Origin of the sequence: Pseudomonas sp. GL-B-19, from assembly GCF_019956415.1 — a bacterium.
Taxonomy (GTDB): domain Bacteria; phylum Pseudomonadota; class Gammaproteobacteria; order Pseudomonadales; family Pseudomonadaceae; genus Aquipseudomonas.
Map to the genome: position 1 here is coordinate 31892 of NZ_JAHBDK010000053.1, position 21325 is coordinate 53216.

At 58.5% G+C, this 21325-nt stretch carries 20 protein-coding genes; 13 read left to right on the top strand and 7 right to left on the bottom strand.

Translation table 11 applies throughout. The annotated features are described in order from the left end of the window. Positions 1–114: 114 nt before the first annotated feature. Positions 115–1779, bottom strand: a complete 1665-nt coding sequence (locus tag KGB06_RS20585; protein ID WP_223519030.1) for an electron transfer flavoprotein-ubiquinone oxidoreductase — start codon at positions 1777–1779, stop codon at positions 115–117. A gap of 548 nt (positions 1780–2327) precedes the next feature. On the opposite strand from KGB06_RS20585, the gene KGB06_RS20590 reads away from it, so the two are divergent. The 10 genes from KGB06_RS20590 to KGB06_RS20635 all read left to right on the top strand — a co-directional run bounded on the left by KGB06_RS20590 (position 2328) and on the right by KGB06_RS20635 (position 11860). Then, positions 2328–3077, top strand: coding sequence for an electron transfer flavoprotein subunit beta/FixA family protein (locus tag KGB06_RS20590; RefSeq protein ID WP_007945693.1), 750 nt, complete (start codon positions 2328–2330; stop codon positions 3075–3077). A gap of 2 nt (positions 3078–3079) precedes the next feature. Next, entirely contained in the window at positions 3080–4009 is a 930-nt protein-coding gene (locus KGB06_RS20595; protein ID WP_223519031.1) for an electron transfer flavoprotein subunit alpha/FixB family protein, read from the top strand. A gap of 211 nt (positions 4010–4220) precedes the next feature. Continuing rightward, the gene (locus KGB06_RS20600; protein WP_223519033.1) at positions 4221–5048 is read left to right on the top strand and encodes a substrate-binding periplasmic protein; all 828 of its coding nucleotides are present in this window, start codon (positions 4221–4223) and stop codon (positions 5046–5048) included. A gap of 9 nt (positions 5049–5057) precedes the next feature. Then, complete coding sequence (locus KGB06_RS20605) at positions 5058–5414, top strand: DUF4398 domain-containing protein (RefSeq protein WP_223519035.1); 357 nt, start codon at positions 5058–5060, stop codon at positions 5412–5414. Then, positions 5411–6223, top strand: coding sequence for an OmpA family protein (locus KGB06_RS20610; RefSeq protein WP_223519037.1), 813 nt, complete (start codon positions 5411–5413; stop codon positions 6221–6223). Before KGB06_RS20605 ends, KGB06_RS20610 begins: the two co-directional genes overlap by 4 nt. Positions 6224–6434: 211 nt before the next feature. Continuing rightward, on the top strand, positions 6435–7874 hold the full coding sequence (locus KGB06_RS20615) for a PLP-dependent aminotransferase family protein (protein ID WP_123432724.1): 1440 nt from the start codon (positions 6435–6437) through the stop codon (positions 7872–7874). Positions 7875–7956: 82 nt separating this feature from the next. Further along, on the top strand, positions 7957–8415 hold the full coding sequence (locus KGB06_RS20620) for a translation initiation factor 2 (protein WP_223519039.1): 459 nt from the start codon (positions 7957–7959) through the stop codon (positions 8413–8415). Between the two features lie 166 nt (positions 8416–8581). Further along, complete coding sequence (locus KGB06_RS20625; protein WP_223519040.1) at positions 8582–8836, top strand: YkgJ family cysteine cluster protein; 255 nt, start codon at positions 8582–8584, stop codon at positions 8834–8836. Positions 8837–8876: 40 nt separating this feature from the next. Continuing rightward, positions 8877–9482, top strand: coding sequence for an START domain-containing protein (locus KGB06_RS20630; RefSeq protein WP_223519042.1), 606 nt, complete (start codon positions 8877–8879; stop codon positions 9480–9482). Positions 9483–9766: 284 nt separating this feature from the next. Continuing rightward, positions 9767–11860: an LTA synthase family protein gene (locus tag KGB06_RS20635; protein ID WP_223519044.1), complete on the top strand. Its 2094-nt coding sequence runs from the start codon at positions 9767–9769 to the stop codon at positions 11858–11860. A 71-nt stretch (positions 11861–11931) separates the two neighbouring features. On the opposite strand, the gene KGB06_RS20640 is transcribed toward KGB06_RS20635, so the two are convergent. After that, on the bottom strand, positions 11932–12090 hold the full coding sequence (locus KGB06_RS20640) for a DUF3309 family protein (RefSeq protein ID WP_172825980.1): 159 nt from the start codon (positions 12088–12090) through the stop codon (positions 11932–11934). A 280-nt stretch (positions 12091–12370) separates the two neighbouring features. Between KGB06_RS20640 and KGB06_RS20645 the strand changes: the two genes are divergently transcribed. From KGB06_RS20645 to csrA, 3 genes are all read left to right on the top strand, one after another. Then, positions 12371–13186, top strand: a complete 816-nt coding sequence (locus tag KGB06_RS20645) for an SDR family oxidoreductase (RefSeq protein ID WP_223519046.1) — start codon at positions 12371–12373, stop codon at positions 13184–13186. 64 nt (positions 13187–13250) lie between these two features. Next, positions 13251–13583: a YnfA family protein gene (locus tag KGB06_RS20650; protein ID WP_223519048.1), complete on the top strand. Its 333-nt coding sequence runs from the start codon at positions 13251–13253 to the stop codon at positions 13581–13583. A gap of 153 nt (positions 13584–13736) precedes the next feature. Next, entirely contained in the window at positions 13737–13922 is a 186-nt protein-coding gene (csrA, locus tag KGB06_RS20655; protein ID WP_223519050.1) for a carbon storage regulator CsrA, read from the top strand. Between the two features lie 5 nt (positions 13923–13927). Here the strand turns inward: csrA and KGB06_RS20660 are convergent, their stop codons facing one another. From KGB06_RS20660 to mnmC, 5 genes are all read right to left on the bottom strand, one after another. Further along, positions 13928–14155 carry a YheU family protein gene (locus tag KGB06_RS20660; RefSeq protein WP_007945785.1) on the bottom strand — a complete coding sequence of 76 codons (228 nt, stop codon included), beginning with the start codon at positions 14153–14155 and terminating at the stop codon, positions 13928–13930. A gap of 191 nt (positions 14156–14346) precedes the next feature. Beyond that, complete coding sequence (locus KGB06_RS20665) at positions 14347–15537, bottom strand: osmoprotectant NAGGN system M42 family peptidase (RefSeq protein WP_223519052.1); 1191 nt, start codon at positions 15535–15537, stop codon at positions 14347–14349. A 66-nt stretch (positions 15538–15603) separates the two neighbouring features. Next, complete coding sequence (gene ngg, locus KGB06_RS20670; RefSeq protein ID WP_223519054.1) at positions 15604–17349, bottom strand: N-acetylglutaminylglutamine synthetase; 1746 nt, start codon at positions 17347–17349, stop codon at positions 15604–15606. 3 nt (positions 17350–17352) lie between these two features. Next, entirely contained in the window at positions 17353–19125 is a 1773-nt protein-coding gene (locus KGB06_RS20675; RefSeq protein WP_223519056.1) for an N-acetylglutaminylglutamine amidotransferase, read from the bottom strand. A gap of 189 nt (positions 19126–19314) precedes the next feature. Continuing rightward, the gene (gene mnmC, locus KGB06_RS20680) at positions 19315–21294 is read right to left on the bottom strand and encodes a bifunctional tRNA (5-methylaminomethyl-2-thiouridine)(34)-methyltransferase MnmD/FAD-dependent 5-carboxymethylaminomethyl-2-thiouridine(34) oxidoreductase MnmC (RefSeq protein ID WP_223519058.1); all 1980 of its coding nucleotides are present in this window, start codon (positions 21292–21294) and stop codon (positions 19315–19317) included. Positions 21295–21325 lie beyond the last annotated feature (31 nt).

Below are 21325 nucleotides of genomic sequence, written 5' to 3' on the forward strand. Positions count from 1 at the left end.
ATCACGGTCGACTGACACGCCGCTATCGCGAGCAAGCTCGGCTCCTACAAAAACGGGAATCGCGGGCAACAAAAAGGCCCCCATTTCGGGAGCCTTGATGTTCAGGCGTTCAACTTACATGTTCGGGTAAGTCGGGCCGCCAGCACCTTCCGGCGTCACCCAGGTAATGTTCTGTGCAGGGTCCTTAATGTCGCAGGTCTTGCAGTGAACGCAGTTCTGGGCATTGATCTGGAAGCGCTTCTCGCCGTCTTCCATGGTGATCACTTCGTACACGCCAGCCGGGCAGTAGCGCTGGGCAGGCTCATCGTACAGCGGCAGGTTTTTGCTGATCGGGATGCTTGGGTCGGCCAGCTTCAAGTGGCACGGCTGTTCTTCTTCATGGTTGGTACCGGAGATGAACACCGAGCTGAGTTTGTCGAAGCTGATCTTGCCGTCCGGTTTCGGGTAGTCGATCTTCTTGCAGTCGGCGGCGAGCTTGAGGCAAGCGTAATCCGGCTTGGTGTCGTGCAAGGTGAACGGCAGTTTGCCGCCGAAGATATTCTGGTCCAGCCAGTTGAAACCACCGCCGACGATCGCGCCGAACTTGTGAATCGCCGGGCCGAAGTTGCGGCTGGCGAACAGCTCGTCATAGAGCCAGCTTTTCTTGAACGCGTCGACGTAAGTGGTCAGTTCTTCGGTGCCATCTTTCTCGGCGAACAGCGCGTCGGCCACGGATTCAGCGGCGAGCATGCCGGACTTCATCGCGGTGTGGCTGCCTTTGATCTTGGCGAAGTTCAGGGTGCCGAGGTCGCAACCGATCAGCGCGCCGCCCTTGAAGACCATTTTCGGCAACGAGTTCAGGCCGCCTTTGCTGATGGCACGGGCGCCGTAACTGATGCGCTTGCCGCCTTCCAGGTACTGCTTGAGCACCGGGTGGTGCTTGAGGCGCTGGAACTCATCGAACGGCGACAGGTAAGTGTTGCTGTAGGACAGATCGACGATCAGGCCGACAACCACCTGGTTGTTTTCCAGGTGATAGAGGAAGGAGCCACCGGTGTTCTCGGTGCCCATGATGTCCAGCGGCCAGCCGGCGGTGTGAACCACCAGGCCTGGTTGGTGCTTGGCCGGGTCGACTTCCCAGATTTCTTTCAGGCCGATGCCGTAGTGCTGGGCGTCGGCTTCGCTGTCGAGGTTGAAACGCTTGATCAACTGCTTGCCGATGTGGCCACGGCAACCTTCGGCGAACAGCGTGTACTTGCCACGCAGTTCCATGCCCGGGGTGTACAGGCCTTCTTTCGGATTGCCTTCGCGATCAACGCCCAGGTCGCCGGTAATGATCCCGCGCACCACGCCGTTCTCGTCGATCAGTGCTTCCTGAGCGGCGAAGCCAGGGTAGATTTCTACGCCCAGGTTCTCGGCCTGCTGGGCCAGCCAGCGGCACAGGTTGCCCAGGGAGATGATGTAGTTACCTTCGTTGTGCATGGTCTTGGGCACAAAGAGGTCAGGAATTTTTTGCGCGCTGTCTGCGTTTTTCAGAACGAAGATGTCATCGCGGGTGACCGGCGTGTTCAGCGGGGCGCCAAGTTCTTTCCAGTCCGGGAACAACTCGTTCAGGGCGCGTGGTTCGAACACGGCGCCAGACAGGATGTGAGCACCGACTTCGGAGCCTTTTTCGACCACGCAGACGCTGATTTCCTTACCGGCTTCAGCAGCCTTCTGCTTCAAGCGGCAGGCAGCGGAAAGACCAGCGGGGCCGGCACCGACGATGACGACGTCGAATTCCATGTATTCGCGTTCCACAGGTTATCTCCTACTCAAGGCTCAACAGTTTTTTTTCTAATTTTGGAGGTTTGGTGTCGCATCCATGAATCCCTGCGCGAGCGCGGAACAGGACAATCGATAGTCCACCTTTCTCTCTGGGTGGCGCATTATATCTACACCACTCCCAGCGTCCAATACAAACGTTTGTTTGAATTGGCTCAAAGCCAGAGAAATCAAAGTCACGCGGCTTACGAACGGCCATTTTACCGTATTGACCGGAATAGGCGTTCCGGTCAAGATACGGTCGGTTTTGCGCTCGCCGTAGGCACACTGTTGGTTTCAAGAGCACCTCTAAAGACAGGGCGATGGCAGTACAAGGTGATGCGCAGTGCACGTATAGCGCGCAGTTTACACGCCGCGATAATGAATGACTCGTCGGTCACCACTGACAAACGGTCATCATCATTGTGAGCGATGGTCACTTGACACTTTTGCCAGCGTTTTTAGAGGTGCCCTTGCGCCGATGAGCATCAACCGCCAGGTTCGCCTAGGCGACTTTCTTTTCACCGGAGAGTAACGAGGAATCCATGAAGGTTCTTGTAGCTGTCAAACGCGTTGTGGACTACAACGTCAAGGTCCGCGTCAAGGCGGACAATTCCGGCGTCGATCTTGCCAACGTCAAGATGTCGATGAACCCGTTCTGCGAAATCGCCGTGGAAGAAGCCGTACGCCTGAAAGAGAAAGGTGTTGCGACTGAAATCGTCGTCGTCTCCGTCGGCCCGTCCACCGCTCAAGAGCAACTGCGCACCGCGCTGGCTCTGGGTGCCGACCGCGCCATCCTCGTCGAATCCGCCGAAGACCTGACTTCGCTGGCCGTTGCCAAACTGTTGAAAGCTGTTGTCGACAAGGAACAGCCTCAGCTGGTGATCCTTGGCAAACAAGCCATCGACAGCGACAACAACCAGACTGGCCAGATGCTCGCTGCATTGAGCGGCTACGGTCAGGGCACGTTCGCGTCCAAAGTTGAAATCAGCGGCGACAGCGTTGCCGTGACTCGCGAAGTCGACGGCGGCGCGCAGACAGTTTCCCTGAAACTGCCGGCCATCGTCACCACCGACCTGCGTTTGAACGAGCCGCGCTACGCGTCTCTGCCAAACATCATGAAAGCCAAGAAGAAGCCTCTCGAAGTGCTGACTCCGGACGCTTTGGGCGTTTCCACCGCCTCTACCAACAAGACCGTGAAAGTCGAAGCGCCTGCTGCACGCAGCGCGGGTATCAAGGTCAAGTCGGTGGCTGAACTGGTCGAGAAACTGAAAAACGAAGCGAAGGTAATCTAATCATGACTATCTTGGTAATCGCTGAGCACGACAACAAGGTTGTGGCTCCTGCCACCCTGAACACCGTTGCTGCTGCCGCCAAAATTGGTGGCGACATTCACGTTCTGGTCGCTGGCCAGAATGTGGGTGCTGTTGCAGAAGCCGCGGCGAAAATCGCTGGCGTGTCTAAAGTGCTGGTGGCCGACAACGCCGCCTACGCTCACCAACTGCCGGAAAACGTCGCGCCGCTGGTTGCAGAGTTGGGAGCTGGTTACAGCCACATCCTGGCTGCCGCCACTTCCAACGGCAAAAATATCCTGCCGCGCGTTGCTGCGCAGCTGGACGTTGACCAGATCTCCGAGATCATCTCGGTCGAAAACGCTGACACCTTCAAGCGTCCGATCTACGCCGGTAACGCCATCGCTACCGTTCAGTCCAACGCTTCGGTGAAAGTCATCACTGTGCGTGCTACCGGTTTCGACCCGGTTGCAGCTGAAGGTGGTTCGGCTGCCGTTGAAGCCGTTGCCGCTGCTCACGACGCTGGCACTTCCAGCTTCGTCGGCGAAGAACTGGCCAAGTCCGATCGTCCGGAACTGACCGCTGCCAAAATCGTCGTTTCCGGCGGTCGCGGCATGCAGAACGGCGACAACTTCAAACACCTGTACGCACTGGCTGACAAGCTGGGCGCTGCCGTCGGTGCTTCCCGCGCCGCGGTCGACGCAGGTTTTGTACCCAACGACATGCAGGTCGGTCAGACCGGCAAAATCGTTGCGCCACAGCTGTACATCGCGGTCGGTATCTCCGGCGCGATCCAGCACCTGGCCGGCATGAAAGACTCCAAAGTGATCGTTGCGATCAACAAGGACGAAGAAGCGCCGATCTTCCAGGTGGCCGATTATGGCCTGGTAGCTGACCTGTTCGAAGCTATCCCAGAGTTCGAGAAGCTGGTCTAATCCAGCGGCCTGACTTATAAAGAGCCCGACCTTTTGGTCGGGCTTTTTTTTTGTTCTTCTGTAGGAGCTGTTGTAGGAGCTGTCGAGTGAAACAAGGCTGCGAATTTTCAGGTCCGCTCGAATCCCAAGCGGAAGATCAAAAGATCGCAGCCTCGTTTCACTCGACAGCTCCTACAGGCGATATAACAGGGTTTTAGTGGAGAGTGTTGCCATGGATCTGCGTCGCGTGTGCGGCTGGCCATTACTGCTGGGTTTGATGATGTTGCCGGCGCTGTCCAATGCGGCGGGCAAGTGCGAGCGACTGGTCGTGACCGGCAGCCCGGACGCACCTCCGTACCTGTGGCAAGACCCGCAAAATCCTGAAAAACTGATCGGTGCCAGTGCTGATCTGTTGCAGCACGTGGCGGGGGAGTTGGGCATCAAGGTTGAACTGCTTTATGCCGGCAAACGCTCCCAGGCGCTGGACGAAGTGCGCAGCGGGCGCATGGACATGTTGGCCGATGCACCGTTGACTGTCAGCGAACTGGAAACCCTGGATTACATTCATCCGTCGCTGCTGGAAAACGACTACCTGGTCTGGACCCGCAAGAATTCGACATTGATCTACAACGAAGCTCAGGACCTTCACGGTCATCCCGGCGCAGTGTCGGAAAAGTCTCGAATGACCCCGGCATTCGGCACTTTTGCCGAGCAGCAATTGACCCTCATCCGTACACCCAACCTGACCCTGGCCTTCCAGAAGTTGCTCCTGGGTGAGGTGGAATTTGTCCTTGCTGGACGCTATTCAGGTATGGCGGTCGCGCAGACGCTGAGCATGGCCAACGACCTGATCGCCTACCCGCAACCGATCGACAAGCCCGGTCTGTACCTCGCGGTTTCCCATAACTCCGCTTGCAACGATCCGTGGTTGCGCGGACAGCTGGCCAAAAAGATGACAGAATTGCCCGCCTCAGGACTGACGGACGCCGCGTTGCAACGCAATATCGAGCGTTGGAAGGTGCAGCAACAGCAACAACCTGTCAGTACCCCAAAACAGTAGGGATTTTTAGTGAGTATTCGACCTCTTTTCGCTGCCCTGGCCGTTCTGGCTCTGGCGGGTTGTGCAGCCGATCCGGCGCCGAATGAACAGATTCGCCTGACCGAACAGGCACTCGTACAAGCCAAAGCCGTGGGCGCCACCGCCGATGACATGCCGGAAATGAAACTGGCCGAAGAAAAATTCGCTCGTGCCCAAAGCAACATGACCGAGCAGTCCTACAAACGTGCGCGCATGCGAGCCGAGCAGGCCGAACTGGACGCGCGCCTGGCCGAAGCCAAGGTGCTGACCCTCAAGAGCGAGGAGCAATTGAACGTGCTCAATACCCGCATCACTCGTCTGCGCAAGCAACTGGGAGATGCCCAATGAGCCTCAAGTCAAAAGTGCTCGGCAGCTTGATCCTCGCCGGTTGCGCCAGTCTGTATGGCTGCGCCGGGCAACACAGTGAAGCCGCGTTGCAAGAAGCGGGCGCCGACTTCCAGAAGGTCAAGGAAGATTCCAATGTGCTGCGTATCGCGCCCAAAGACGTGATCCGCGCCGGTGAATCCCTGGCCCGCGCAGATCGTCTGTCCAGCTATTGGGGCAGCGGTTCGGACGTGGTGCATTACGCCTACCTGAGCCAGCGCTACAGCGAAATCGCCCGTGAACACACCAATCAAGTGCTCAACGAAGAGCGTGCGGCGAAGCTCGAACTGGAGCGTCAGCGTCTGCAATTGGCGCTGCGCGAATCCAAATTGCTCAGCGTTCAGCAGCAGGGCAAGTGGCTCGAAGAACAGATTGTCGCATTGGCGACCACCCAGACTGACCGGGGCCTGGTGATGACATTGGGCGATGTGCTGTTCGATACGGGTGAGGCCGAGCTCAAAAACTCGGCGAACCGTGTGGTGCTGAAGATTGTTCAGTTCCTGCAGCTCAATCCGAAACGCGTGGTGCGGATCGAAGGCTACACCGACAGCACCGGCGGTAAACACGACAACCTCAAACTTTCGCGTGACCGTGCGCAATCGGTGGCTGACGTCTTGATGGACTTGGGCATCGACGACAAACGCATCCAGGTCGAAGGCTACGGCGATGAATACCCGGTGGACGTGAACGCTTCCGAGCGTGGCCGTGCGCAGAACCGTCGGGTGGAAATTGTGTTCTCCGACGAAAAAGGCCAGCTCGGCGCTGCCCGCTAAGGGTCGCGTCTCTGGAAAACCCGGCCTGCCAGACAGCGCCGGGTTTTTTTGCGCCTGCCAATTGTCTGGGTACATGGAAAAAAGCAGTACAGATTTTGCTGACACTGCACTGTACGGTCGACTATTGTGGCAACTGTCCCCGTACACTTCTAAACTGTTCCGGTATTGTTTCACACAAGAATAAAATGCCCGTGAAATCGAGTGCTGCGTCATGACCAATCTCTTGCTCTACCAACGTATTGCTCAACAACTGGCCGAAGACATCCGTCGTGGTGTCTATCAACCGGGGGAGCGCGTGCCTTCGGTGCGCAAGATGAGTTCGCAGCTCAACGTCAGCCATGCGACGGTGTTGCAGGCGTATGCCAATCTTGAAGACCAGGGGCTGATCCGGGCCCGGCCGCAGTCGGGCTACTACGTTCACCAGACGCCAGCCCTGACCGCGCCGACGCCGGACATCGCCCGGGTCGAGCGTCCGGGTCTGGTCACGCGCAGCAGCATCATTCAACAAGTGTTGGTCGAATCCCGCCGCGAGGGTGTTTTTCCGCTGGGCGCCGCAGTGCCCAGCGTCGATTACCTGCCGGTTCGGGCGCTGCATCAGCAATTGGCCAAAGTCACCCGATTCCATAGTCCGCGGGCGTTCAGCTACATGTTCAGCCCCGGTTTTGAGCCATTGCGCCGGCAAGTGGCGATCCGCATGCGCGATGCCGGCGTGGTGGTTGACCCCTCCGAAGTGGTCATCACCCATGGCTGCGTCGATGCGTTGCAGATGTCCCTGCGTGTACTGACCCGTCCTGGCGACCTGATCGCCGCCGAGTCGCCAACGTATTATGGCCTGCTGCAACTGGCAGACTTGCTCGGCCTCAAAGTGATCGAAATTCCGAGCGACCCGGCCACAGGCATGAGCCTCGAAGCCCTGCAACTGGCGGCCAACCAGTGGTCGATCAAGGCGCTGGTGCTGACCACGCGCTTGAGCAATCCATTGGGTGGGACCATGCCCGAGGAGCGGCAAAAACAATTGCTGCGCCTGGCGTCGGATTTTGATATCCAGATTGTCGAAGACGATATTTACGGCGAGTTGATGTTCGAGCAGGGGCGCACCAAATCGCTCAAGGCCTACGATCGGCTGGATCGGGTCATCTATTGTTCAAGCTTCTCCAAAACCCTGTCGCCAGGCGTGCGGATCGGCTGGATGATTGCCGGCAAGTACCAGCAGGAAATCCAGCGGCTGCAGACGTTCAGTACCCATTCGGCCTGCAGCGTCACGCAAATGGGCATTGCGGCCTATCTGGAAAACGGTGGTTACGACCGCCACTTACGTTACATCCGTCAGGAATACCGCAAGAACCTCAGCGCCTTCCAGCTGGCAGTCCAGCAGTACTTCCCTGAAGGCACGCAGATGACCCGGCCGACTGGCGGCTTCATTTTGTGGGTCAGTTTGCCGGGGCGGGTCAACACACAGGAATTGCACGTGCGGGCGTTGCAACAGGGCATCAGTATTGCGCCGGGGCTTATCTTCAGTAACACCGAGCAGTTCAATCACTGCATTCGGCTGAATTGCGGCACACCCTGGAACCGTGAGGCCGAGCGTGCATTGATGACCCTTGGGATGTTGGCCACGCAACTTTGCCAGGAAACGGCCGGCGGCTTCTGAGTCGGTCGTTCACTGCGGTGCTTGTCATGTGGCGTGCAACAGGGGAGCATATGGCCCTCTGCCGTTTTTTGCTGTTGGGTTCATGAAACCGATTTTTTCTGCCGCCTGCCTGTTTTTTTGCCTCTTGATGAGCGTTCACGCTGAAGGCGTCATGGCGGCGGGTCATGAAGAACCGGCGACCGGCGAAACCGCGGAAGAACCGGCGCCGGCCAAAAAAGCCGAGCCTGTCAAGGTGGTGAAAAAGCGTCCCCCCACTGCCTCCAAGTCAAAAGCGGCCAGCGAAGTGGTGAAAACCCAACTCCCGCCCGCCAAACTTGATTTGAAGTTGCCCCCGCAAATGGCACAAGAACTGAAACCGATCGGTACGATGCCATTGCCCCAAAACGATGCACTGCTGCCACCCATGTTTGGCGAAAAGACCGGCAGCAGCCCGTTTCAGCTCAACGGTCGGCTGCTCAATAACGAAATGCAGCTGCAACTGCGCAATGATGAGCGCCACGAAGTCGAAGGCGCGGCGCTGGATTTCGAGTTCAAGCGGTAAATCCTTCACTGTCCGTGACCCGCTGGCCAGACGCTTTGTCGGAGACTGGTCAGTCACGTTGATTTGAACGGAAAAACCCCGGTTCAGGTAATTTTAAACAACTGTTTTAGCGGTTACTCTGTGCCCGTCCTTTTTACACATCACTCCTCGTGAGGAGCCCGTCATCATGAAATGCCGTGAAGGCTGTGGCGCCTGTTGCATAGCCCCTTCCATCAGCTCAGCGATTCCCGGTATGCCCAATGGCAAAGCCGCTGGCGAACGTTGCGTACAACTTTCGGTCGATAACCTGTGCCTCATTTTTGGCCGTCCACAACGCCCGGCGGTGTGTTCGGCCTTTGAAGCTGATATTGAAGTGTGCGGAAGCAGCCGTGACGAAGCGATCAAATTGCTGGGATGGTGGGAGCAAATGACGGCGGTGTGATGTGTTCAACAACGGAACTTCAACAATAAGGAATAAAACTATGGGTTCGCTGCATCGTATCGCTGTGTTGTGTGGATTGACCGCTGTGCTCGCCGCGACGGCTGCCCAGGCCGAAGACTGGAAGGTCGCCAAGAACGAAGACGGCATCAAGATCTCCCTGAGCGAAGTGCCTGGCTCGGACTACAAGTCCTATCAGGGTGTAACGTTGATGAAGACCACCGTTGCCAAACTGCGCGCACTGCAAGAAGACGTGGCCGGCGCCTGTGCCTGGATTCACGAGTGCAAAATGCAGAAGCTGCTCAAGCACGAGGGCGACCAGAGCTGGACCTACACCCAGTTCAATACCCCGTGGCCCGTCACCCCGCGTGATTCGGTGTTGCACATCACCACCATTGAAGGCGCCGATGGCAGCCTGACCCGTAACCTTGAAGGTGTGCCGAAGTACGTTCCGGAAGAAAAAGGTTTTATTCGGGTGGCTCAAGTCAAAGGTTTCTGGAAGTTCGTGCCAAAAGGTGATCAGGTTGAAGTGACCTATCAAGTCCATACCGAGCCGGGCGGCAGCGTGCCGGCAATGGTCGCCAACAAGTTCGTGGTCGATGCGCCGTTCAATACCTTGAAAGCCCTGAAAGAACGCGCCGAGAAGTAATCGCACCGTTGTTCTGCAAAACGCCCCGACTGGTTCGGGGCGTTTGTGTTTTTACCAGTGCGCGGCTTTATTGTGTTTCCGGATATGCGTTGCACAAAATTTTCACAAAGCCTCCAAGACAATCCGCCCCGCATCTGCCAGCCAAACAGTAATCAATGGCAATGAGGCGGGTGATCGTGCAACATTTGCGCACCGCGCAAGCCCCAGGGTCAGGTATTGGCCAATAGAGGGCAATGCGCCGCCGTATTTTTGAAACTTCAACTTCCAATGGGTCCTAAAACGACATGGCAATCCCGGACGCCCTGAATCAGCAGCGAGCTTCTAGTCGCCTGCTGCAACCGACCGTCAAATCGCATCTGGCCTATACGCTGTTGTGCGCCTTGATCATGATGGTCATGTTCAGCCTGCTGCGTGTTGCGCTGCTGGTCTACAACCGCTCGATGATCCTCGACACACCGGCTGCGACCTTTCTTGAAGCGTTCGCCAACGGCCTGCGTTTCGACCTGCGTCTGGTGGTCTACCTCTGCATTCCGCTGTTGCTGGCACTGTTCAGCGCCCGGGCGATGGCTGCTCGCGGGTTCTTCCGCTTCTGGCTGACCCTCGCTTCGAGCATCGCGCTGTTCCTCGGCCTGATGGAAATGGACTTCTACCGCGAGTTTCACCAGCGCCTCAACGGCCTGGTCTTCCAGTATGTGAAAGAAGACCCGAAAACCGTGATGAGCATGCTCTGGTACGGTTTCCCGGTGGTTCGCTATCTGCTGGCGTGGGCCTTTGGCACATTGATCCTGACTTTGGCGTTCAAGGGCGCCGATCGTGCGACCCGTCCTCGCGGCCCGTTCAGCGGTGGCAGCATCAGTACGCGCCAGATCGCCCCGTGGTATGCACGCATCGGCGTGTTCGTCGTCTGCCTGCTGATTTGCGTGGTCGCTGCTCGTGGCACTCTGCGTCAAGGCCCACCGATGCGTTGGGGTGACGTCTACACCACTGACTCGATCTTCGCCAACCAGTTGGGCCTCAACGGCACGCTGTCGCTGATCGCGGCGGCCAAGAGCCGGATGTCCGAAGATCGCGACAACATCTGGAAAGCCACACTGCCGCAGCCGGAGGCTCAGCAGACCGTGCGTGACATGCTGGTGATGAAAGACGAAAAACTGGTGGATGCCGAGACAGCCGCCGTGCGTCGTGATTACACGCCACCGGCCGACAAGACCCTGCCAATCAAGAACGTGGTCGTGATCCTGATGGAAAGCATGGCTGGTCACTCGGTCGGCGCGCTGGGTGGACCGGGTAACATCACGCCGTACCTCGACAAACTGTCGAAGGAAGGCCTGTTGTTCGACCGTTTCTTTTCCAACGGCACCCACACCCACCAGGGCATGTTCGCCACCATGGCCTGCTTCCCGAACCTGCCGGGTTTCGAATACCTGATGCAGACCCCGGAAGGCAGCCACAAACTGTCCGGCCTGCCGCAATTGCTCAGTGCCCGTGACTTCGAAGACGTGTACGTCTATAACGGCGACTTCGCCTGGGATAACCAGTCGGGCTTCTTCAGCAACCAGGGCATGACCAACTTCATCGGCCGTAACGACTACGTGAACCCGGTGTTCTCTGATCCGACCTGGGGCGTGTCTGACCAGGACATGTTCGACCGTGGCCTGGTGGAGCTCAAGGCTCGGGAAAACGGCAAGCCGTTCTATGCCTTGCTGCAAACGTTATCCAACCACACGCCGTATGCCTTGCCGACACCTTTGCCGGTCGAGCGCGTCACCGATCGCGGCAACCTCAACGAACACCTGACCGCCATGCGTTACTCCGACTGGGCGCTGGGTCAGTTCTTTGAGAAGGCGCGTAAAGAGCCGTACTTCAAGGAAACCCTGTTTGTCATCGTGGGTGACCATGGTTTCGGTAACGAGCAGCAAATCACCGAAATGGACCTGGGTCGCTTCAACGTGCCGATGCTGATGATCGCACCGGGTATCCAGGAAAAGTTCGGCCAGCGTGACCACACCGTGGGCACTCAGATCGACATCGTGCCGACCATTATGGGCCGCATCGGTGGCGAAGTGCGCCATCAGTGCTGGGGTCGTGACCTGCTCAACCTGCCGGAAGGTGACGCCGGTTTTGGCGTGATCAAACCGTCGGGCAGCGAACAGACCACGGCCATTCTCACGGCTGACCAGATTCTGGTGCTACCGAAAGACAAGGATATGGAGCCTAAGATGTACCGCTACGAGCTGGGCGCCAATCCGCGTTCCGAGATCGTTCCTAACGATCCACACACTGCGGAGTTGAAGCTTAAGCTCGAATCGTTCCTGCAAACAGCGACCAAAAGCCTGCTCGATAACACCGCTGGTGTGGTTGATGGCAAGCCGGACTAAGTTTTCGGCGCAATAAAAAAGAGGCCCTTTTTCAAGGGCCTCTTTTTTTGTCTGTTAACTCGTTATGTCCGTTATATCCGGCCAAGCAATAGCAGGATCAACAGCACCACCAGCACCACACCGATGATACCCGACGGGCCATAACCCCAACTTCTGGAGTGTGGGAAAACCGGCAGACCACCGATCAGCAAGAGGATCAGAATAACGATCAGAATTGTGCCCATGTCTATTTCCTTGTTGAAAGTCTTCTGGAATGACCTGTCTTTAAACTGTCAGCTGGAAAGCAATAATTTCTAGCTGCTTACAAAATCCGACTGGTGCGCGAGTCGGAAAATTCCATGTTTTTTTAATGTTTTTCGAAGACAGACTTATTTCATTTGTTCCAGTGTTAGTTGAATCACACGCGCCCACGGTTTGCTCGGGCCATTCAGCAATCTGATGGAGCGTGGGTCGGGCAATGTCCTTCGCTACACTCAGCGAATCTTCCCCGGAACCACAAGGCTGTTTGCTATGCAAAATCGCATGATGATCACTGGCGCGGGCTCGGGCCTGGGTCGCGAAATCGCGCTGCGCTGGGCGCGCGAAGGCTGGCAACTGGCCTTGTCAGATGTCAGCGAACCCGGCTTGCAGGAAACCCTGAAACTGGTTCGCGAGGCCGGAGGTGACGGATTTACCCAGCGCTGCGACGTGCGCGATTACAGCCAGCTGACCGCATTCGCTCAGGCCTGCGAAGAAAAGCTGGGTGGCATCGATATCATCGTCAATAACGCCGGTGTTGCTTCGGGCGGTTTCTTCAGTGAACTGTCGCTGGAAGACTGGGACTGGCAGATCGCGATCAACCTGATGGGGGTGGTCAAGGGCTGCAAGGCGTTCCTGCCGCTGCTGGAAGAAAGCAAAGGCAAAATCATCAACATCGCGTCGATGGCCGCCCTGATGCAAGGCCCGGCCATGAGCAACTACAACGTGGCCAAGGCCGGCGTGGTGGCGTTGTCCGAAAGCCTGTTGATCGAGCTGGCACAGCAGGAAGTGAGCGTGCATGTGGTGTGCCCGTCGTTCTTCCAGACTAATTTGCTCGACTCTTTCCGCGGTCCGACCCCGGCGATGAAGGCGCAGGTCGGTAAATTGCTGGAAAGTTCGCCGATCACCGCCTCTGACATTGCCGACTACATCTACCAACAGGTGGCCGCCGGTGAGTTCATGATCCTGCCTCACGAACAGGGCCGCATGGCCTGGGCGATCAAACAGAAGAACCCGCAACTGCTCTACAACGAAATGACCGTCATGGCCGATAAAATGCGCGCCAAGGCCAAACAAAACGCTGGCTGAACTTGCCCGTAGGCAACAGCGTCGTTAGGGTGGCCGCCACCGGCCATCCTCACGAGGCATCTGCATGCTCAATTACTTGTGGTTTTTCCTCGCGGCGCTGTTTGAAATCGCCGGCTGTTTCGCGTTCTGGATGTGGTTGCGCCAAGGCAAAAGCGTTGTGTGGGTGCTTCCGGCGCTGCTCAGCCTGACCTTGTTCGCGCTGCTGCTGACGCGTGTCGAGGCCTCCTACGCAGGGCGCGCCTATGCCGCCTACGGTGGCATTTACATCATTGCTTCAATTGGCTGGCTGGCGGTCGTCGAGCGAATCCGTCCATTGAGCTCGGACTGGATTGGTGTGGCGCTGTGCGTGATCGGGGCCAGCGTCATTTTGTTTGGCCCGCGCTTTACCGCGTCCTGAAGGAACGGTCCTGCATTCAATCGATTTGTCGGACGCATCCGTCAGAGGTGATCGTCCAGCGCTGTAGGGCTGGGCTGATTTGCCGTCCTCGCCTTGAAGACCCGCTAAACGCCGGGCATCTTCAAGGACCGGCAATCCTCAAGGACCAATACCATGCTTGTACTCAGTCGCGTTGTGGGCGAGGTGATTTCCATCGGTGACAACATTTCACTGCGTGTCCTCAACGTCAGCGGCAACAGTGTGCGCTTTGGCGTCGAAGCGCCGCTGAACGTCAATGTGCATCGGGCTGAAGTCTATGAGCGCATCCAGGTAAAACTGGCCAAGACCAAGGGGCGCTGAGCCGTTCAGTCAAACAGGTGCTTGGGCACATCGTGCTTGAGCATCAATTGGCATTGCTCGCTTTCCGGGTCGAAAACGATCAGTGCCTGGCCTTTGGTCAATGCCTGGCGGACCCGCAACACACGGGTTTCCAGCGGCGTGTCATCACCATTGTCCGTACCGTCACGAGTCACGAAATCCTCGATCAGGCGGGTCAGGGTGTCGACTTCAAGTTGGTCGTAGGGGATCAGCATAGGCACCTCGGCTAAACAATGGCGCGATGCTACGGCGAATGATCGGTGGCGGCTAGCCTCGGCCTGATGTGTCGCCTGTGCGGCCGCCTTCGTCGGAACGCCGCCCGGAGCAAGCTCGCTCCCACAGTTGACCGCAGTTCCCTGTGGGAGCGAGCCTGCTTGCGATAGCGCAAGATCAAACAATGAAGATGTCAGCTATCGGAGCGCTGCCCCACCAGGCTATCCACCGATGGCACCCGCGTATCACTTTCCATCTGCGTGTCATGTTCGATCTGATGACTGAACCGGTCCAGCGACCCCTTCGCCGGTTGCGCATCGCTGGCAAAAACCGGCGGGCTCAGAATGTAGGCACCCAGTAAGCGGCTCAATGCCGCCAGGCTATCGATATGCGTACGCTCATAACCGTGCGTCGCATCGCAACCAAAGGCGAGCAGGGCGGTGCGAATGTCGTGCCCGGCGGTCACCGCCGAGTGCGCATCGCTGAAGTAGTAACGGAACAGGTCGCGGCGCACCGGCAATTCGTTGTCACTGGCCAAGCGCAGCAAATGTCGCGACAAGTGATAGTCATAAGGTCCACCGGAATCCTGCATCGCCACACTGACGGCGTGTTCGCTGGAATGCTGGCCGGGCGCGACGGGCGCAATATCGATGCCGACGAATTCGCTGACGTCCCACGGTAATGCTGCCGCCGCGCCGCTGCCGGTTTCCTCGGTGATGGTGAACAGCGGATGGCAGTCGATCATCAATTCCTCGCCACTGTCGACGATGGCTTTCATCGCCGCGAGCAATGCAGCAACACCGGCCTTGTCGTCCAGATGGCGGGCGCTGATGTGACCGCTTTCAGTGAATTCCGGCAAGGGGTCGAAGGCCACGAAATCGCCAACGCTGATCCCCAGCGAATCGCAGTCGGCACGGGTGGCGCAATAAGCGTCCAGTCGCAACTCGATGTGATCCCAACTGATCGGCAACTCGTCTACGGCGGTGTTGAAGGCGTGCCCGGAAGCCATCAGCGGCAATACGCTGCCGCGAATCACGCCGTTGTCGGTGAAGAGGCTGACCCGGCTGCCCTCGGCAAAACGGCTGGACCAGCAACCGACCGGCGCCAGTGTCAGACGACCGTTATCTTTGATGGCGCGAACCGCCGCACCGATGGTGTCCAGGTGGGCGGAAACTGCGCGGTCGGGACTGTTTTTCTTGCCTTTGAGGGTCGCACGGATAGTCCCGCGTCGGGTCATTTCGAATGGAATACCCAGCTCTTCAAGGCGTTCGGCGACATAGCGCACGATGGTGTCGGTGAACCCGGTCGGGCTGGGAATGGCGAGCATTTCCAGCAGGACTTTTTGCAGATAGTTGAGATCCGGTTCGGGAATTTTGCTGGTCATGGAAACTCCTGATGGGTACAGAACTGATCGTTCCCACGCAGAGCGTGGGAACGATCAAGAAGGGAACTAGGCAGCCGGCTGACTATGCGGAAACAACAAATCCACAAACCGCTCAGCCGTCGGCTGTGGTTCATGGTTGGCCAATCCGGCGCGCTCATTCGCCTCGATAAACACATACGCCGGCTGATCGGCAGCGAGCACCATCAAGTCGAGTCCGACCATCGGGATATCCAGCGCCCGCGCCGCACGCACCGCAGCATCCTCCAGAGTTGGATGCAGAATCGCCGTGACATCCTCCAGAATCCCGCCTGTATGTAGATTCGCCGTACGCCGTACGAACAAATGCTCGCCCGCCGGCAGAATGCTGCTGTAGTCGTAACCCGCCGCATGTAACGTGCGCTGGGTCTCATGATCCAGGGGTATTTTGCTCTCTCCGCTGGTCGCCGCCTGTCGACGCCGGCTCTGGGCTTCGATCAGCGCACCGATAGAATGCTGGCCGTCGCCGACCACCTCTGCCGGCCGCCGAATCGCCGCCGCCACCACCTCAAACCCGATCACCACAATCCGCAGGTCGAGGCCTTCGTGAAAACTTTCCAGCAGCACTCGACTGTCGAACTGGCGAGCGGCTTCGATGGCTTGCTGCACCTCTTCAATCGTCCGCAAATCCACGGCAACCCCTTGACCTTGCTCGCCATCCAGCGGCTTGACCACCACCCGCTCGTGCTCATCGAGAAACGCCAGGTTGTCATCGGCATTGCCCGCCAGTTGTTGCGAAGGCAGGTTCAGCCCTGCGCCTTTGAGCACTTTGTGCGTCAGGCTTTTGTCCTGACACAGGCTCATGCTGATGGCGCTGGTCAGGTCGCTCAACGATTCGCGGCAGCGCACCCGGCGCCCGCCGTGGCTGAGGGTGAACAGGCTGGCATCGGCATCATCAACGTGCACATCAATGCCGCGCCGATGGGCTTCCTCGACGATGATCCGTGCATACGGATTGAATTTGGCCTGCGGCCCAGGCCCGAGAAACAGCGGCTGATTGATGCCGTTCTTGCGCTTGATGGCAAAGGTCGAGAGGTTGCGGAAACCGAGTTTGGCGTAAAGGCTTTTCGCCTGCCGGTTGTCGTGTAAAACCGACAAGTCAAGGTAACTCAGCCCACGGCTCATGAAGTGTTCGATCAAATGTCGCACCAACACTTCACCGACACCGGGCCGCGAGCAGCAAGGGTCGACCGCGAGGCACCACAGGCTGCTGCCGTTTTCCGGGTCGTTGAACGCCTTGTGGTGATTGAGGCCCATGACACTGCCGATGATCGCGCCGCTGTCTTCATCCTCGGCCAGCCAATACACCGGGCCACCCAGATGGCGCGGGGTCAGCAGACTTGCATCGATGGGCAACATGCCGCGCGCCTGATACAGCTGATTGATTGCCAGCCAGTCCGCATCACTTTGTACCCGACGGATACGAAAACCGCGAAACACGCGCGTCGCCTGACGGTAATCACTGAACCACAACCGCAAGGTGTCTGACGGGTCAAGAAACAGCTGTGCGGGTTCAAGCCCCAGTATTTGCTGAGGCGCGGCAACGTACAACGCAATGTCGCGTTCGCCCGGCTGCTCATTGAGCAACTCTTGGGCGAGGCTGGCCGGATCGGGAAAGGTGTGCCCGATCAGCAACCGGCCCCAGCCGCAATGCACGGCGATCGGCGCGGCACTCAGTTCGCTGCCGTCTTCGGCCAGACGCGCCTGCAAGCGTTCATAGGAAGGCGTCTGGCCGCGCAACAAGCGTTGGCTGTAAGCCGTGGCGTTGGGTTTCATCGATCAGATTCCTTGCTCGCTGAGCCACAGGTTCAGGGCCGCCAATTGCCACAGCTTGGAGCCGCGCAGCGGGGTCAATTGACCTTGCGGATCTGTCAGCAGCCGGTCGAGCATGGCCGGGTTGAACAGGCCGCGATCCTGACTGGGATCGAGCAGCAATTCGCGCACCCAGTTCAGCGTATCGCCCCGTAAGTGCTTGAGGCCGGGCACCGGGAAGTAACCCTTCTTGCGATCGATGACTTCACTCGGAATCACCAGTCGCGCCGCTTCCTTGAGGACTTGTTTGCCGCCGTCCGGCAGTTTGAATTTACCCGGCACGCGGGCCGACAATTCCACCAGCCGATAGTCGAGAAACGGCGTGCGTGCTTCCAGACCCCAAGCCATGGTCATGTTGTCGACGCGTTTGACCGGGTCGTCGACCAGCATCACCGTACTGTCCAGACGCAGGGCCTTGTCCACCGCAGCGTCGGCACCGGGTTGTGCGAAATGTTCCTTCACGAAGTCACCGGCGGCGTCATTGGCTGTCAGCCATTTCGGCTGCACGGTGGCTGCGTAATCGTCGTAGCTACGGTCGAAGAACGCCTCTCGATAGGCCGTGTACGGATCGGCAGCACCGTCGACCTGCGGGTACCAGTGATAACCGGCAAATAACTCGTCCGCGCCCTGGCCGCTCTGGACCACTTTGCAATGTTTGGCCACTTCGCGGGACAGCAAATAGAAGGCGATGCAGTCATGGCTGACCATCGGCTCGCTCATGGCGCGGAACGCTGCCGGCAGTTGCTCGATGATCTCTTTTTCGTCGATGCGCAATTGATGGTGCTGTGTGCCGTAGTGCCTGGCGATCAGGTCCGAATACTGAAACTCGTCGCCGCGCTCGCCGCCGGCATCTTGAAAACCGATGGAGAAAGTCGCCAGGTTTTCCACGCCGACTTCACGCAACAGCCCGACCAGCAGGCTCGAATCGACACCGCCCGAAAGCAATACGCCGACGTCAACCGCCGCACGTTGACGAATCGCCACTGCGTCGCGAGTGCTGTCGAGCACACGGTCACGCCAGTCTTCGAGGGTCAGGTTCATTTCGTCGGCGCGTGGGCCGTAGGGCAGGGTCCACCAGATTTTCTGTTCGGTGGCGCCGTCTGCTTCGATGCGCATCCAGGTGGCCGGCGGCAGCTTTTCAATACCGGCCAGCAGGGTGCGCGGCGCCGGGACCACGGCATGGAAATTCAGATAATGATTGAGCGCCACCGGGTCGAGCATCGGGTTGATCTCGCCACCCTTGAGCAACGCCGGCAACGCCGAGGCAAAGCGCAGTCGCTGAGCGGTGCGCGACAGGTACAGCGGCTTCACGCCGAGGCGGTCGCGGGCGATGAACAAGCGCTGGGCGTCACGTTCCCAAATCGCGAACGCGAACATGCCGTTGAGTTTGGGCAGCAAGGCTTCGCCCCAGGCGTGATAGCCCTTGAGCAGTACTTCGGTGTCACCGCCGGAATAGAAGACATAGCCGAGGCTTTCGAGCTCGGCGCGCAGTTCCGGGAAGTTGTAGATTGCGCCGTTGAAGGCCAGGGACAAGCCCAATTGATTGTCGATCATCGGCTGCGCCGAGCCGTTCGACAGGTCCATGATTTTCAGGCGCCGATGGCCCAGGGCAATCGGTCCTTGAGCGTGAAAACCCCAGGCATCCGGGCCGCGAGGGGCCAGGTGATGGGTGATTCGTTCAACGGCCGCGAGGTCCGCCGGTTGGTGATCAAAACGTAACTCGCCAGCTAATCCGCACATAAAATCCTTACCGGTTTTTCCGTTGGGGAGGGTCAATCGATACCCGGCCAAAGCGGCGGGTACTCAGAAACTGACCCGGTGGGGGCGAGGGAGTTTTAGATCGATAAGTAATAAGTCCGCGGGACGGACAAGGAGGGCAACGCCATCGGGACCGTGCGCCTGACCCGGGACGTCATGAGTCGAGTGGATTCACTTACCCCGGATCAAACGCCGCAAGGCAAAACGGTTTGGATGACAGGCTTCGGCCACTGCTCTGGGCAATGGTAGTGGTTCGTCATCCAGCCATGCAGCCAGCAACTCGCCCGACAATGGCGCGGTGATCAGCCCTCGTGAACCATGGCCGCTGTTGACGTACAAACCGTCCAGCCAGGGGCAAGGGATGTCCGGGGTTTGCCGGGCATCCTTGCTCAGGGCGATATAGGCGTCGGCAAACGCCTGACTATCGGCCAAGGGCCCGACAATCGGCAAGTAATCCGGGCTGGTGCAGCGAAATGCCGCGCGACCCTCAAGGGCTTCAGGTTGCAAGGTGTCTGCGCCGAACCGAGCAACCAGATCCACCGAAATTTCTTCAAGCATGTGCAGGTTGCCGGCATGCTCGGCTGCCGTTGGCGTCAGGTCATCGTTGTTGAAATCGAAACTGGCGCCCAGCGTGTGTTCACCCAATCGAGCCGGGGCGACATAACCTTCAGCGCAAACCACGGTACTCAGGCTTTGGCTCTCAGGTGTCTGGTGCAGGCGAGTGATTTGTCCGCGAATACGTTTGAGCGGCAATTCGCTGCTGTATGGGAAGCGCTTGATCTCGGCGGCGCCGGCGAGCACCACCACGGGGGCGTCAGCTAATAATGATTCGCCATCCCAGGCTTGCCAGTGCCCGTCGACGCGGCGCAGTTCCAGTACATCGCGATGGGTAAGAATCTGGATATCCGGATGCGTCGCTTGCCAGTGGCACAGGGCGGGTGGATTCACCCAGCCGCCTTCGGGGTAAAACAGACCGCCTGATTGCAGTGCGATACCGGCGTGAATCTCGGCGTTTTCTCGATCCAGCACGTGCAGCAGATCTTCGGGAAACGCCGCCGCCAATTGCGCCTGACGTTGCGCTTCCTTGGCGTTAAAGGCCAGTTGCAGCACGCCGCAGTCGTCCCAGTCGACACCGCGTTGCAAATGCTCCAGCAAGCGTCGGGTGTGGCCAAAACCACTGACGATCAACTGAGACAATGCGGTGCCATGGGCGGAAAGCTTGAGGTACAACACGCCTTGTGGGTTACCTGAGGCTTCCTGGGCCAGTGCGTCATGTCGCTCCAACAAACTGACTTGCCAACCCCGCGTGGCGAGGCTGGCGGCTGTGGCGCAACCGGCCAGGCCGCCACCGATTACCAAGGCTCGACGTTCGCCAGTCAAGGCTGTCGGTCGAGCAAACCAGGGTTTTGCAGCAACGGGTGCCTCGGTGTCTTCGGGCCAGCCAAGGAACACACCCCGCAGGATTTCCCACTTGTGGCCAATGCCCGGTGTGCGCTTCATCTTGAAGCCTGCCGCATTCAGCAAACGGCGAACCCAACCGGTGCTGGTGAACGTACTGATGGTCGAGCCTGGCGCTGCCAGCCGTGCCAGTTCGGCAAACAATTCGGCGGTCCACATGTCGGGGTTTTTCGCCGGGGCGAAACCGTCGAGAAACCAGGCGTCAATCTGCGCGTCCAGTTGCGGCAGCTGCTCAAGAGCATCGCCGATCAGCAAGGTCAGCGTCACGCGGCCGTTGTCCAGGATCAATCGCTGGAAGCCTTGATGGATCGCTACGTACTGCGCGAGCAATTGATCGGCGAACCGTTTGAGTTCTGGCCATAACGCCAGGGCGCGTCGCAGATCGGGCAAGCTCAGCGGATATTTTTCGACGCTCACAAAGTGCAGTCGCGCACCCGCCACCGCGTGCTGTTCAAACAATTGCCAGGCACACAGAAAATTCAACCCGGTGCCGAAGCCGGTCTCACCAATGACCAGTCGACCGCCGTCCGGTAACGCGGTGAAACGTTCACGCAGATTGTTTTGCTCAAGGAACACGTAACGGGTTTCTTCAAGGCCCGACTTGTCCGAAAAATACACGTCGTCGAACACCCGCGAATACGGGCGACCCTGGTCGTCCCAGTCGAGTTGGGCGTGAGGCAATACAGGTTTCATGGCAGGCTCGGCGGCGGCAAGGTCGCCATTC